The organism is Gallibacterium genomosp. 2, from assembly GCF_000771895.1.
GTDB lineage: Bacteria > Pseudomonadota > Gammaproteobacteria > Enterobacterales > Pasteurellaceae > Gallibacterium.
Map to the genome: position 1 here is coordinate 64,877 of NZ_JPXY01000033.1, position 16,083 is coordinate 80,959.

7 protein-coding genes are annotated in these 16,083 nt (G+C 41.1%); all 7 read right to left on the reverse strand.

Features of this window, described 5'->3' with window-relative positions; all coding sequences use genetic code 11:
* Positions 1-25 precede the first annotated feature (25 nt).
* The 7 genes from hrpA to aceE all read right to left on the reverse strand — a co-directional run bounded on the left by hrpA (position 26) and on the right by aceE (position 16,007).
* Complete coding sequence (hrpA, locus tag P375_RS07540; RefSeq protein WP_039135843.1) at positions 26-3,970, reverse strand: ATP-dependent RNA helicase HrpA; 3,945 nt, start codon at positions 3,968-3,970, stop codon at positions 26-28.
* 9 nt (positions 3,971-3,979) lie between these two features.
* Positions 3,980-5,275 (reverse strand): adenosylmethionine--8-amino-7-oxononanoate transaminase, encoded by a 1,296-nt coding sequence (bioA, locus tag P375_RS07545; RefSeq protein ID WP_039135844.1) that lies wholly within the window; start codon positions 5,273-5,275, stop codon positions 3,980-3,982.
* 81 nt (positions 5,276-5,356) lie between these two features.
* The gene (ppiD, locus tag P375_RS07550; RefSeq protein WP_039135845.1) at positions 5,357-7,222 is read right to left on the reverse strand and encodes a peptidylprolyl isomerase; all 1,866 of its coding nucleotides are present in this window, start codon (positions 7,220-7,222) and stop codon (positions 5,357-5,359) included.
* Between the two features lie 112 nt (positions 7,223-7,334).
* Positions 7,335-9,734, reverse strand: a complete 2,400-nt coding sequence (gene lon, locus P375_RS07555; protein ID WP_039135846.1) for an endopeptidase La — start codon at positions 9,732-9,734, stop codon at positions 7,335-7,337.
* Positions 9,735-9,904: 170 nt separating this feature from the next.
* Complete coding sequence (gene lpdA / locus P375_RS07560) at positions 9,905-11,329, reverse strand: dihydrolipoyl dehydrogenase (protein WP_039135847.1); 1,425 nt, start codon at positions 11,327-11,329, stop codon at positions 9,905-9,907.
* 96 nt (positions 11,330-11,425) lie between these two features.
* The gene (gene aceF / locus P375_RS07565) at positions 11,426-13,312 is read right to left on the reverse strand and encodes a pyruvate dehydrogenase complex dihydrolipoyllysine-residue acetyltransferase (RefSeq protein ID WP_039135848.1); all 1,887 of its coding nucleotides are present in this window, start codon (positions 13,310-13,312) and stop codon (positions 11,426-11,428) included.
* 31 nt (positions 13,313-13,343) lie between these two features.
* Complete coding sequence (gene aceE / locus P375_RS07570; protein ID WP_039135849.1) at positions 13,344-16,007, reverse strand: pyruvate dehydrogenase (acetyl-transferring), homodimeric type; 2,664 nt, start codon at positions 16,005-16,007, stop codon at positions 13,344-13,346.
* Positions 16,008-16,083: the final 76 nt, after the last annotated feature.

Sequence of the window (16,083 nt, forward strand, 5' to 3'; positions counted from 1 at the left end):
TTAATTGCAAAACGGTTATGAAAAATCAACCTAACTGCTGCAACAAGTTTAAAATACGCTTATCAGAAATCGGATAAGCGGTTTTTAACTGCTGTGCAAATAAACTGACACGTAACTCCTCAATCATATAACGAACTTCCAAAATTTCATCACTAATCGGTTTAGATTTTGGCAATTTATTCAATAGTTGTTGATAAGCCTGTTGCACACTTTCTATTTTCAACATTAATGCACGATCACGATTAACATCCTGTGCCACTTTATCAAGCCGTTTATCAATCGCCTGAAGATAACGTAATAAATCTGCTAAGCGTTTATAACCACTATTTTCAACAAATCCCGGATAAATCAGTTGATTAAGTTGAGACTTAATGTCAGATAAAGCAAACGCCAAATTAAAATCTAGACGTCCTTTCATCCGTTTATTAATTTCATATGCCAATGTTAAAATCTGCTCAACTTTTTGTGCAATATCCACAGTAGCATCATTTAAATTTTCACGAACAAAATCTCGCAACTGCTCAAATTTCTGTTCCTGCCAAACCACACCACCAAAATCACCGATTAATTTATCAACAGCACAAGCTATACAGTCATCAATAAGTTGCAATACTGTACCGAACGGCGTGAAATAGAGTCCTAATTTTGCTTTATTCGGTAATTTTTCGTGTAAATACTTTATTGGTGAAGGTACATTCAACAATAACAAACGACGTAATCCTTGACGCATTGCACGTTGCTGTTCAAATTCAGTTTCAAACAATTTAATACCAACCGATTCTTTTTCATCCACAATTGCCGGATATGCTTTAATACTGAAACCTCGTCTTTTTTGTTCATAAAACTGAGGCAAAGTATCAAAATTCCAAATATGAATACCACTTTGCTCAATGCCATCATCTGCCACTTCAGCAATACTTTGCTGTACCTGATTTTTTAAAGAGACTTTTAAAGCATCAAGATCATTACTTTCTGCAATTTTACGACCTTTTTCATCAATCACTCGAAATGTCATTTTCAGATGTGATGGAACTTGCGACCAATTCCATTCTGTCGGTTCAACCCAAACACCCGTCATTTTGCGTAGTTGTTCACTTAAACTTTCCAATAACGGTTTTTCCAATGCCGTGGTTCGAGCTAGAAACGCTTCGGCATAATTTGGTGCCGGTACAAAATTACGGCGCAATGCTTTCGGCAATGATTTAATCAATGCCACCACCAACTCCTGACGCAATCCTGGAATTTGCCATTCAAATCCATTTAATTCGATCTGGTTAAGTAACGGCAATGGAATATGCACGGTTACGCCATCCGCATCCGTTCCTGGCTCAAACTGATAACTTAGTTTCAGTTTTAAATCGCCTTGATGCCAAAAATTAGGGAAATCTAAGGCACTGACCGATGTTTCATCATTCAACAGGAATGATTTTTCAAAACTCAGTAATTCTGCATCTTTCTTCTGTGCTTGTTGCCACCAACGGTCAAAATGGCGTTGCGATACCACTTCCGCTGGAATACGTTGATCATAAAAATCAAACAGTGCCTGCTCGCTGACTAAAATATCACGACGACGTGTTTTATGTTCCAACTCTTCCACTTCTTTGATAAGCTTCTGATTTTCAAAGAAGAATTTATGTTTAGTGTGCCAATCTCCCTCCACTAATGCAGAACGAATAAAAATCTCACGACAAATCATTGGATCAATGGCACTATAATTAACCGTTCTTGCTTGTACGATCGGTACACCGTACAGTGTTACTTTTTCACTAGCTAAAACAGCTCCCTGTTTTTTCGACCAATGTGGCTCGTGATAACTTTTTTTCACCAAATGCTGTGCCAACGGTTCAATCCATTCCGCTTCAATCGTCGCAACAACTCTACCCCATAATTTAGACGTTTCGACTAATTCTGCTGCCATACACCATCGAGGTTGTTTTTTAAACAATGTGGAAGCTGGAAAAATTGAAAAATGGGCATTCCTTGCGCCAAGGTATTGCTGTTTTTCCGTCTCTTTACTACCAATATGTGAGAGCAATCCGGCTAATAGTGCAGTGTGAATCGGCATATATTCTGCTGCTTCAGTATTGATCGCAAGCCCCATTTCCCGAACACTTAAACGTAACTGATGATAAATTTCCTGCCATTCACGAATTCGTAAATAATTGAGGTAATCTTTTTGACACAAACGTCTAAATTGATTTCGAGAAAGCTGTTTCTGCTGTTCCTGAATATAACGCCACAAATTTACGAAAACCAAGAAATCCGAATGTTTATCCGCAAAACGGCGATGCTTATCATCTGCTGATTGCTGTTTATCAAGTGGTCTTTCTCTCGGATCTTGAATCGACAATGCGGCAACAATTACCAACACTTCACGCAGGCTACCGTTACTTGCTGCCATCAACACCATTTTTGCCAAACGAGGATCTACCGGCAGACGTGCGAGTTGTCGTCCACTTTCCGTTAAAATCCGTTTGTCACCATAACGCCCTTTCACCATTTTGAAGGCCTGCAACTCATCCAATAAACGTAATCCATCTTGAATTTGGCGACGATCCGGTGCATCAACAAACGGAAATGATTCAATATCATCCAGACCTAATGCGGTCATTTGCAAAATGACCGATGCAAGATTGGTACGCAAAATCTCCGGATCAGTGAATTGCGGTCTACTATTAAAATCCTCTTCAGAATAAAGACGAATACAAATCCCTTCACTAACACGTCCGCAACGCCCTTTACGTTGATTTGCCGAAGCTTGTGAAATCGGCTCAATCGGCAATCGCTGTACTTTGGTGCGATAACTGTAACGTGAAATTCTTGCTGTGCCGGGATCAATCACATATTTAATTCCGGGAACAGTCAAAGAAGTTTCCGCAACATTGGTGGCTAAAATAATGCGATTTAAAGCTCCCGGATGGAAAATGCGATTCTGTTCCTGTGCCGATAAACGAGCATAAAGCGGCAAAATTTCAGTATGGCGTAAATCCCTTTTTTCTAAGGCTTCTGCGGTATCACGAATTTCACGTTCACCATTCATAAAAATTAAAATATCACCTCGCCCCTCCGCCTGTAATTCATCTACCGCATCAAAGATCACCTGCAACTGATCTTGATCTTCACTCTCCGCAACGGGTCGATACCTCACCTCAACTGGATAAGTTCGCCCCGAAACCTCTATAATCGGTGCATTATTAAAATGTTTAGCAAAACGCTCAACATCAATGGTCGCTGAGGTAATGATCACTTTTAAATCCGGTCTTCGCGGCAATAACTGCTTTAAATAGCCCAAAATAAAATCATTATTCAGACTACGCTCGTGGGCTTCATCAATAATCAACACTTCATACTGATTTAAATAACGATCTGACTGAATTTCCGCCAATAAAATACCATCGGTCATCAATTTTATCTGTGTATTTTCACTGACTTGATCATTAAAACGCACCTTATAACCGACAAGATCACCAAGCTCGGTTTGCAACTCTTCTGCAATTCTGGTGGCGACGGAACGTGCGGCAATACGGCGAGGTTGCGTATGCCCGATAAATCCCTTTTTGCCTAATCCCAAGGCTAAACACATTTTAGGAATCTGCGTGGTTTTGCCCGATCCGGTTTCTCCGGCAATCACCACCACCTGATGCGTCGCAATGGCACGCATAATCTCTTCGCTACGTTGGCTCACCGGTAAATCTTGCGGAAAAGCGATTTGTAACGGACGCTGTTGTCGTTGCAATAATTTTTGCTTCGCTGTTTCAACCGCATCGGTTAATAAAGCCTGTAATTCCGCTTTTGCCTGTACCGGTGCTTTTTTTATTCTCGCCGCTAACAAATATTTATCCGCCAACATCACCTGATCCAGTTCGGATAATAATTGTTTTTGCCACGCTGCCAATGGTGCCCTGTTTACGTTTTTATGCTTCACATTGCGCTGAGATTTTGTTGCTGTTTTTGTTTGAAATTCCGACATATTTTTTAACTATTCTTCGATTTGATACTCTGCTTTTAAGGCTGACAATAACCCTGAAATTAATTGCGCCAGTTCAGTTTCACTAATAATAAATGGCGGCATCACATAAACCAGTTTGCCGAATGGACGCAACCAAACCCCTTGCTCAACGAATTTAGGCTGTAAGGTTGCCATATTCACCGCTTGTTTCATTTCAATCACCCCAATTGCGCCCAACACTCTTACTTCCTGCACACAATCCCATCGTGCTGCTTCCGCCAAGCCCTGTTTTAATTGCTGTTCAATTCGTTTTATCCGTGCCTGCCAATCACTCTGTAATAATAATTTAATTGAGGCATTTGCCACTGCACAAGCTAATGGATTTCCCATAAAAGTCGGGCCGTGCATAAAACATTTTGCCTCACCGGCACAGATGGTTTCTGCCACCTGTTTGGAAGTGATCGTTGCTGACAAGGTCATATAACCGCCGGTTAACGCCTTACCAATACAGATAATATCCGGAATCACATTGGCGTGCTGATAGGCAAATAATTTCCCGGTTCGTCCGAAACCGGTTGCAATTTCATCAAAAATAAGCAAAACACCATACTGCTCGCATAGTGCTTTAGCTTTCTGTAAATAAACAGGGGAATAAAAATACATTCCGCCCGCACCTTGCACAATCGGCTCAAGAATCAAACCAGCAATGGTTTGATGATGTTTTTCCAACAAATCCTGTAACGGTAAAATGGCTTGCTCCTGCCACGCCTGATCAAATTTTATCGGTGGCTGCGGCAAGAAATATTGAATCGGCAAACTTTTACTAAAAAGTGAATGCATTCCGGTAACCGGATCGCAAACTGACATTGCGTGCCAAGTATCGCCGTGATAACCGGAACGAATGGTAGCAAACTGATAACGATTACTTTCACCTTTCGCCTGTTGATATTGAATTGCCATTTTCATTGCCACTTCAACTGCCACTGAACCGCTATCAGCAAAGAAAATCTTATCCAGTGATGGCGGCAAAATAGAAAGCAGTGTTTGTGCCAATTCTACCGCCGGTTCGTGAGTAAAACCGCCAAACATAATATGGCCCATTTTACTGATTTGTTGTTGCACCGCCTGATTCAGCTCCGGATGATTATATCCGTGCAACGCCGCCCACCACGAAGACATTCCATCAATCAATTTGCGCCCATCTTTTAACGTAATAATGACACCGTCTGCCCGCTCCACCGGATACACTGCTGCCGGTTCAAGCATAGACGTATAAGGATGCCAAATATGTTCGCGATCAAGAGAAATAAGTTGCTGTAAATCCATTCTGCTCTCCTAAAAATATCGCCTCACGAGGAAACCCTAATGAGGCGCTATTTTGGTGTTAATTATTCAATCAACCGTCATTTATTCTTGCAGCTGATCCAACATTTCCTGATTAATTTCAATTTTTGCTTTTTCACGCAAAGCCTTCAATAATGTTGCCTGTAAGTCATTCACACGGAACTGCATTAATTGTGAAACAAATGCTTTTTGTTGTTCGGCTGACAGTTGACCATCTTCAACTTTATCCAACGCAATCGCAACAATATCCCCATTTTGATCGACACCGACGTGATAGCTTGGTTTACCTGCTGTCGGTAACGGCATTGCAAAAATCTGTTTATCCAACGCCGGATTTTTGCTTTCCGCATAAACTGTTGTCAAGTTTTGTTTGAATTCAACCGCACTATTATCTCCGGCTTGTAATTTAGCAACCAATGCTTTAACACGATCCAACTCAATATTTTCTGCTTTTTCACGCTGTAATAAGGTAGTAATTTGTGTTTTTGCTTCTGCTAAAGGCTTAGTTCCTGCCGCTTTATAGTCGACCACGCGGAAAATGACACTGTGATTTTCACCAACACTAATCATTTGTGAGTTCATTCCGCCTTGCACCAATTCCGGACTGAACATTTCGCTAATCACATTGCTAAAATTCAATGCTGCCGGCACATCATCACGCGCAAAATAACCGGTTTCTTCAACGGTTAAATTGCCCTCTTTGGCAGCTGTCGCTAAACCGCTTTGATCTTCAAAGGCTTTATCCGCAACCGCTTTTTCAACACTGAAATATTTACGTTCCGCTAAATCCTGACGCACAAGATCGGTAATTCGGCTTTTGACCTCTTCTAATGGTAATACAGTCGCTTCATTGCGCGCCAACACTTTAATAATGTGATATTTATCATCCACTTTTGTCGGTTTGCTATAAGCACCGACTGCGGTGTTGTCAGCTGCTGTTTCAAACGCTTTCGGTAACTGTCCGGCAACCACCCAACTTAAATCACCGCCGTTAACTGCTGTTAAGCGGTCAATAGAATATTTTTTCGCTAACTCGGCAAAATCTGCACCCTGTTGCAATTTGTTGTAAATATCATCCGCTTCCGCCTGTGTATTTACTTGAATATGCGCAATATGCTGTTTTGCCTGCCCCATAAATTGAGATTTATTATCTTGATAATATTGAGCAACTTCAACATCACTCACCTGCAGATCTTTTGCCAATTTATCTTTATTGACATCAATATATTGCACTTTAACCAATTCAGGTGTGGCAAAAGCTGCTTTATGATCATTGTAATATTTCTCAATTTCCTGATCTGAAATGGTCTGTTTAGCTGCTAAATCCGCTACCGGGAAAGTTGCTAAACGAACACTTCTCTTCTGAAAGAACAATTTTACAAATTGTTGTTGCTGTGCTTCAGTTAAGAAATCACTCGCCAATAAAGAGCCCATTAATTGTGATAACACTAAATCCTGACGCACAATTTCCGCATATTGATCCGGTGTGAGATTATTATTAGCTAACAATTGTTGATAAACTGCGTTATCGAACTGACCATCTTTTTGGAATGCCGGATTCATTACGATCGCCTGCTTAATCGCTTCATCGCCGACACCCAATCCTAACTCTTTGCTGTATTGGCGTAACAACTCATCATCAATTAAACGATCCAATACGGAATGACGCAAACCGTTGGTAAATTCGGCAGAATCCGCCACTGCTGCAAATTTATCCCCCATCTGCATCGCCAACTGTTGATATTGGCTTTGATATTGTTGTTGGAAAAGACGTTGGGAAATTTCAACACCATTTACGGTTGCCGCCGAGGTGTTTTGACGAGAAATTAAATAACCGGCAACACCACTCAACACAAATGAAATAGCAATGACCGACATTAATACTTTCCAGACCATACTATGTGTATAGCCACGCAGTTTCTCCATCATAATGAGAGCTTCCTTATAATAAAAACAATAATGGACAAAATTATATAGAAAAGTTGGGTTGGCTGCACCTACTAAAAAGCCGGTCATCTTATTTTGACCGGCTTTTTGCTGATTAATTGACAGTTGATGTCATATTTTTACTGCTACGTTTTTTCGGAGCGGCTAAATTTTTCACCACCTCAATTCCGACCGGCGGTTTTTCCAGTGCCAATGCCAAAACTTCATCAATAGTTTCGACCGGACGAATATCCAACGTAGATTTTGCATTTTCCGGAATTTCCTCAAGATCTTTGACATTGTCTTTCGGAATTAAGACCCGTTTAATGCCGCCACGATGTGCCGCTAATAATTTCTCTTTCAAACCACCGATTGGCAACACTTTACCGCGTAAAGTAATTTCGCCTGTCATTGCCACATCGGCACGTACCGGATTACCGGTTAAGCAAGAAACCAATGCGGTGCACATTGCAATCCCTGCACTCGGACCATCTTTCGGTGTCGCGCCTTCAGGCACGTGAATGTGAATATCCCGTTTTTCATAGAAATCGGTATTAATGCCCAACTGTTCCGCTCTGGCACGAACTACCGTCATCGCCGCCTGAATGGACTCTTTCATTACATCGCCTAACGAACCGGTGTAATTTAATTTACCTTTGCCCGACACTGAAGCCGCTTCAATGGTTAATAAATCACCGCCGACTTCTGTCCACGCCAAACCGGTCACTTCACCAACGCGGTTTTGATTATCCGCTTTGCCGTATTCAAAACGTCTGACACCAAGATAATCGTGTAGATTACTACTATCCACAACCACCTGTTTCAATGATTTATCCAATAATAGATTCTTCACCGCTTTACGACAGATTTTAGAAATTTCACGTTCCAAATTACGTACACCGGCTTCACGAGTGTAATAACGGATAATATCTAAAATGGCTTCTTCTTTGATGGTTAATTCTTTCGCTTTCAAACCGTTACGCTCCATCTGTTTATTCAACAAATGACGCATCGCAATGTTCAGTTTTTCATCTTCGGTATAACCTGAAAGACGAATGACTTCCATACGATCAAGTAACGGACCCGGAATATTCATTGAGTTGGAAGTGGCGACAAACATCACATCGGAAAGATCATAATCTACCTCAAGATAATGATCGCTGAAGGTGTTGTTCTGTTCCGGATCTAACACTTCCAATAATGCTGATGCCGGATCGCCACGCATATCCGCACCCAATTTATCAATTTCATCCAACAAGAATAATGGGTTTTTCACACCCACTTTCGCCATATTTTGGATAAGTTTACCCGGCAACGCACCGATATAAGTACGGCGATGCCCACGAATTTCGGCTTCATCACGCACGCCGCCTAACGCCATTCGCACATATTTACGACCGGTCGCCTGCGCAATAGATTGCCCCAATGAGGTTTTACCTACCCCCGGCGGCCCTACCAAACATAAAATCGGCCCACGAATTTGGTTAGTACGAGTTTGCACCGCTAAATATTCTAAAATGCGTTCTTTGACACGCTCCAAGCCGTAATGGTCGTTATTTAAAATGGCTTCCGCCTGTTTTAAATCTTTTTTCACTTTAGTACGTTTGTGCCACGGCACTTGTACCATCCAGTCAATATATGTACGAACCACTGTCGCTTCCGCAGACATCGGCGACATCATTTTTAATTTTTGCAATTCCGATTCTGCTTTTTCTTGAACCTCTTTCGGCATTTTTGCATCGGCAATTTTTTTCTTTAATTGCTGTACTTCATTTTCGACAGTTTCCGCTTCACCAAGCTCTTTCTGGATGGCTTTAATCTGTTCATTCAAATAGTAATCGCGTTGATTCTTTTCCATCTGTTTTTTTACACGATCACGAATTTTCTTATCCAAGCTGCTGATTTCCATTTCCGCTTGAATCAAGCCTAATAATGTTTCAAAACGGGCGAAAACATTTTCCTGTTCTAATAATGCCTGTTTTTTATCCAATGCTAACGGCATATTGCCTGCCAAGGTATCAACCAATTTTTTCGGATCGTGGATATCCTTCAATGCAGTTAATACTTCAGGCTTAACTTTATTATGTTGTTGATGTGCAAATTTATCCAATTCAGTTAATACTGTTGTTTGAATAACATCCAACTCAACATCATTATCCACGATTTCAGTAATTTTACTTATCTCGGCAGAATAATATTCATCACTCTCAAATGAGAGCACTTTTGCTCTTGATTTCCCTTCAACAAGTACCTTTACCGTGCCGTCCGGTAATTTCAATAATTGAATAATAGTAGCAACTGTCCCTACTTGATAAATATCTTTCTCTGTCGGCTCTTCCAAATTAGCCTCTTTTTGAGTGACTAATAAAATGTCTTTGCCGCTATCCATTGCTTCATCAAGACTACGGATAGACTTTGTTCTTCCTACATATAGTGGCATTACGATATGTGGAAACACGACAACATCTCGTAACGGTAAGACAGGAATTTGTTTTGTTGGTAACTCTTTGCTCATAATTATTGTTCTCTTGTCTATTTCTATAGTTTGAGGTATATGGGGGAACTTTTTTTGATATCAAGGGCAATAAGCCTTTTTCATCTAAATAAGTAAAAAATCTGCACTCCGACTTTCAGTCAAGGTGCAGATTTTAGATTGTAGTATGAATTTAATAATTTCTTAACAAATTATTTTTTCTTTTTCGCTTTTGCGTTCGGTAAATCAGTTACTGTACCTTCAAACACTTCCGCCGCCAAGCCGACAGATTCGTGTAATGTAGGGTGTGCGTGAATAGTTAATGCTAAATCTTCCGCATCGCAACCCATTTCGATTGCAAGACCGATTTCACCTAATAATTCACCGCCGTTGGTTCCGACAATCGCACCACCAATCACACGGTGTGTATTCTTATCAAAAATAAGTTTAGTCATACCGTCTGAACAGTCTGATGCAATCGCACGACCTGATGCCGCCCAAGGGAAAGTTGCCACTTCATAAGAAATGCCTTCAGCTTTACATTCTTTTTCTGTTTTACCAACCCAAGCCACTTCAGGTTCAGTATAGGCAATAGATGGGATCACTTTCGGATCGAAATAGTGTTTTTGTCCGGCAATCACTTCTGCCGCAACGTGACCTTCGTGAACACCTTTGTGAGCCAACATTGGTTGACCGACAATATCACCAATCGCAAAGATATGAGGAACATTAGTACGCATCTGTTTGTCGGTACGGATAAAGCCACGTTCATCCACTTCAACGCCTGCCACTTGTGCATCGATTAATTTACCGTTCGGTGTACGACCGATAGCCACTAACACGGCATCATAACGGCGAGTTTCATTTGCGCCTTTTCCTTCCATAGAAACATAAATACCGTCTTCTTTCGCTTCTACCGCAGTAACTTTAGTTTCTAACAAGAGGTTGAATTTTTTCTCGATGCGTTTAGTAAAGATTTTAACCACATCTTTATCCGCTGCCGGAATAACCTGATCAAACATTTCCACAACATCAATTTGTGAACCTAGTGCGTGGTAAACGGTCCCCATTTCAAGACCAATAATACCACCACCCATAATCAATAATTTTTCAGGTACTTCTTTAAGTTTTAATGCATCTGTTGAATCCCAAACACGCGGATCATCGTGTGGAATAAACGGTAATTGAATTGGACGAGAACCCGCAGCAATAATTGCGTTATCAAATGTAATTTTAGTTTCGCCTTCTTCTCCGGCAACAATAATGCTGTTTGCACTGGCAAATTTTCCATAACCGTTTACGATTTGAACTTTACGCATTTTTGCCATACCAGCTAAACCACCGGTTAATTGACTGATAACTTTCTCTTTCCAACCACGAATTTTTTCAATATCGGTTTTTGGTTCACCGAAAACAATACCGTGCTCAGCTAAAGATTTAGCTTCTTCAATCACTTTAGCAACGTGCAATAATGCTTTAGACGGAATACAACCTACGTTTAAGCATACCCCACCAAGAGTTGAAAAACGTTCAATAATAACGGTTTCCAACCCTAAATCTGCACAACGGAATGCCGCTGAATATCCTGCAGGACCAGCACCTAAAACAACTACTTGTGTTTTAATTTCTTTATTCATGTTAAGCCTCTTGATTTTTTCTCTAACAAAATGTTAGGACGGCAATTAAATTAATTATAACAAAAGCCTGATCAACTCAGGCTTTCGTTTCCATTACTACATGACTAAGCGGCGTAAATCCGACAACACACCACTAATATAGGTAATAAAGCGTGCACCGTCCGCTCCATCAATCACTCGGTGATCGTAAGACAATGACAATGGTAACATCAAGCGTGGTGTAAATTCTTTACCATTCCACACCGGTGTCATCTCTGAACGAGAAACCCCTAAAATTGCCACTTCCGGTGCATTAACGATAGGGGTAAAGTGAGTACCACCGATACCACCTAAACTTGAGATAGTAAAGCATCCGCCTTGCATATCTGAAGCTGTTAATTTACCTGCACGCGCTTTCTTCGACATTGCTGCCAATTCACGAGAAAGTTCAATAACACCTTTCTTATTAACATCTTTAAACACCGGTACAACCAAACCGTTTGGTGTATCTACCGCCACACCGATATTGATGTATTTCTTCAAGATCAGACGTTGTGCATCTTCAGTAATTGAACTATTGAAGTTTGGATAAGCTTCCAACGCTTTTGCTACCGCTTTCATAATAAAGACAAGCGGAGTAATTTTAACATCAAGTTTCTGTTTTTCAGCTAATACATTTTGCTCTTTTCTAAATTTTTCTAGCTCAGTAATATCTGCTTTATCCCATTGTGTTACGTGAGGGATCATTACCCAGTTACGGTGTAAGTTAGCTCCTGAAATTTTCTTAATGCGTCCCAATTCAACTTCTTCAGTTTCACCGAATTTGCTGAAATCAACTTTCGGCCACGGCAACAATCCTAAACCTGATCCGACATTACCTCCAGCAGCCGATGTAGAAACAGAGCCACTTTCAACCGCTTTAATAGCCGCTTTAACATAAGCTTGAACGTCTTCTTTTAAGATACGACCTTTACGACCTGTACCTTTCACTTTATCAAGATTCACACCAAATTCACGCGCTAAACGACGAACAACCGGAGTTGCGTGAGCGAAACTTGCGCTCTTAGTCACATCTTCATTAGAAGCTGCTGGAGCAGGCGCTGCTGCTGTCGCTTGAGGAGCAGGCGCTGTTGCAGGTTGTTGTGCTGGAGCTGTCGCCGGCGCTGCACCAGCCACTTCAAAGCGCATAATTAATGAACCGGTAGAAACCTTATCTCCTGATTTAATTAAAATTTCTTTTACTACACCGGCAAAAGGAGCAGGCACTTCCATCGAAGCCTTATCACCTTCAACCGTAATTAATGATTGTTCTTCAGCAACACTGTCACCTACTGCTACCATAATTTCGGTCACATTCACTTCATCTCCGCCAATATCCGGAACGTGAACGTCCTGAACACCTCCACTAACCGCAGGCGCTACCACCTGAGTCGCTTCCGCTGCAGGAGAAGGTGCTGCTGCAGCTGCCGCACCGGCAACTTCAAAACGCATAATCAATGAACCGGTAGAAACTTTGTCACCTGATTTAACTAAAATTTCTTTTACCACACCAGCAAATGGCGCAGGCACCTCCATTGAAGCTTTATCGCCTTCAACGGTGATTAATGACTGTTCTTCGCTAACAGTATCGCCTACTGCAACCATAATTTCAGTAACGTTAACTTCATCTCCGCCGATATCCGGAACCTGAACATCAACAACAGAAGCTGCTGCAGTCGGTGCTGCCGCTGGAGATGGCACTGTTTCCGCTGCAGGAGCAGGTGCTGACGCACCCGCTGCTTCTAATACTAACATAGGAGTACCAGTAGAGACTTTATCACCTACTTTTACCAATACTTCTTTTACCACACCTGCTTCCGGTGCTGGTACTTCCATTGAGGCTTTATCACCTTCAACATTGATCACACTTTGATCAACATCAATGGTGTCACCAACTTTAACCATAACTTCTGTTACAGTAACTTCATCACCACCGATATCTGGAATAGCAATTTGTTTTGACATAATTTATATCCTTTGTGATTGTTACAGTTAATTATGCGTGTAAAGAGTACGCTTTATCGGTATCAATACCATATTTCTTAATGGCTTCAACTAACACTTTCTTATCTAAAGTGCCGGCTTTCACTAATTGAGATAATGCTGCTACCACAACGTGATGTGCATCAACTTCAAAGTGAGAACGTAAATTTTCACGGCTGTCTGAGCGACCGAAACCATCAGTACCTAACACCAAATAGCTGCTTGCCGGAACATACGCACGAACTTGGTCAGCAAATAAACGCATATAGTCGGTTGCCGCAATTGCCGGCGCATCATTCATAACTTTAGCAATATATGGCACTTTTGCTTCTTCTTCCGGATGCAACGTGTTGTAACGTTCAATTTCGTTACCTTCTCTTGCTAACTCAGTAAAGGAAGTTACGCTATAAACATCTGAAGATACACCAAAGTCATTTGCCAATAATTGTGCTGCCTCGCGTACGTGACGAAGAATGGCACCTGAACCTAGTAACTGAACCTTACCTTTACCTTGACCGGTTACGGTTTCAAATTTATAGATACCTTTACGAATACCCTCTTCCGCACCTTTCGGCATTGCCGGTTGATCATAGGTTTCGTTTAATGTAGTGATATAGTAATAAACATCTTCTTGATCCGGGCCATACATACGGCGTACACCGTCTTGGATAATAACTGGTACTTCAAATGCAAATGCAGGGTCATAAGAAACACAACTTGGAATGGTTAATGATTGAATGTGACTATGTCCGTCTTCGTGTTGTAAACCTTCACCATTCAAGGTTGTACGACCAGATGTACCACCAATCATAAAGCCACGCGCACGTTGGTCTCCTGCCAACCACATTAAATCACCAACACGTTGGAAACCAAACATTGAGTAATAAACGAAGAATGGAATCATCGGTAAATCGTTAGTGCTATATGAAGTCGCTGCTGCTAACCAAGATGCAGTTGCACCCTGTTCATTGATACCTTCCTGTAAGACTTGTCCATCAGTCGCTTCACGATAATATGCAACCTGTTCACGATCTTGTGGAACATAGTGCTGACCGTGCGGATTGTAGATACCGATTTGACGGAATAAACCTTCCATACCGAAAGTACGCGCTTCATCGGCTACGATTGGAACGATATGTTTACCAATAGATTTATCTTTCAACAATATATTTAATGTACGTACAAATGCCATTGTGGTTGAAATAGGACGTGCTTGAGCTTCAAATAATTGAGAAAACTCTTCAATTCCAGGCACTTTAAATTCTTGAGTAAAACGTGATAAACGAGTCGGTAAATAGCCTTGTAATGCTTGACGGCGTTCGTGAAGATATTTGTACTCATCTGAACCTTCAGCGAAAGTCACATATGGAAGTTTTTCAAGATCCGCATCGGAAACAGGCACATTAAATTGATCACGAACGTGTTTAACGCCGGAAAGATCCATTTTCTTAACTTGGTGAGCGATGTTTTTACCTTCCGCTGCATCCCCCATACCATAACCTTTGATCGTTTTAACAAGGATAACAACCGGTTTGCCTTTAACTTGTTTCGCTTTATTGAATGCAGCAAATACTTTAATCGGATCGTGACCACCACGGTTCAATGCCCAGATTTCATCATCTGTCATATCTTTAACTAATTCCGCCGTTTCTGGATAACGCCCAAAGAAGTGTTCACGAACATAAGCACCATCTTTAGATTTGAAGTTTTGATAATCGCCATCAACCACTTCCATCATCAATTGAAGCAATTTGCCGGAGGTATCTTTCTGCAATAAACGATCCCAACGACGTCCCCAAATCACTTTAATTACTTCCCAACCAGCACCCTTAAAGTTGCTTTCCAATTCTTGGATAATTTTACCGTTACCAGTTACCGGGCCATCCAAACGTTGCAAGTTACAGTTGATAACAAAGATTAAGTTATCCAATTTTTCACGTGCAGCAAATGCAATCGCACCGCGTGATTCAACTTCATCCATTTCACCGTCACCAAGAAATGCATAAACAGTTTGATCTGAAGTATCTTTCAAGCCACGATTTTGTAAATATTTTAAGAAACGTGCTTGATAAATTGCATTTAATGGACCTAGCCCCATAGAAACAGTAGGGAATTGCCAAAATTCCGGTAATAAGCGAGGATGAGGATAAGAAGGAATACCTTTTCCGTGAACTTCTTGACGGAAATTATCCATTTGTTCTTCGGTCAAACGCCCTTCAACAAATGCACGTGCATAAATTCCCGGTGCAATATGTCCTTGGAAGAACACTAAATCACCACCATTTTTTTCGTTACGAGCCTTAAAGAAGTGGTTGAAACAAACTTCATATAATGTTGCGGAGGATTGGAATGATGCCATATGTCCGCCTAATTCAAGATCCTTTTTAGAGGCACGTAATACTGCCATAATCGCATTCCAACGAATTACACTGCGAATGCGACGTTCAAGATCTAAATTACCCGGATAATTAGGTTCTTCACTAACTGGAATGGTATTAATATAGTCTGTTGTTATTCCAGTAGGAAGTGAAACGTCATTAGCTCTTGCACGTTGAATGAGTTGTTCAATGATATATTGCGCTCTTTCAACACCTTCTTCACGAATTACTGAATCGATTGCCAACATCCAATCGTTGGTTTCAATCGGATCCACGTCATTTTTTACCATATCCGACATGGGCTATTCCTTTTATCTTATTGTGGTTAAAAAAATGTGTGACGCACAAAACTGCCAACTATGCATCACCCAGCTG

Bases quoted from the DNA above. Each gene is read 5' to 3' on its own strand.
- hrpA (WP_039135843.1), bottom strand. From the start codon at position 3,970: ATGTCGGAATTTCAAACAAAAACAGCAACAAAATCTCAGCGCAATGTG.
- bioA (WP_039135844.1), bottom strand. From the start codon at position 5,275: ATGGATTTACAGCAACTTATTTCTCTTGATCGCGAACATATTTGGCAT.
- ppiD (WP_039135845.1), bottom strand. From the start codon at position 7,222: ATGATGGAGAAACTGCGTGGCTATACACATAGTATGGTCTGGAAAGTA.
- lon (WP_039135846.1), bottom strand. From the start codon at position 9,734: ATGAGCAAAGAGTTACCAACAAAACAAATTCCTGTCTTACCGTTACGA.
- lpdA (WP_039135847.1), bottom strand. From the start codon at position 11,329: ATGAATAAAGAAATTAAAACACAAGTAGTTGTTTTAGGTGCTGGTCCT.
- aceF (WP_039135848.1), bottom strand. From the start codon at position 13,312: ATGTCAAAACAAATTGCTATTCCAGATATCGGTGGTGATGAAGTTACT.
- aceE (WP_039135849.1), bottom strand. From the start codon at position 16,007: ATGTCGGATATGGTAAAAAATGACGTGGATCCGATTGAAACCAACGAT.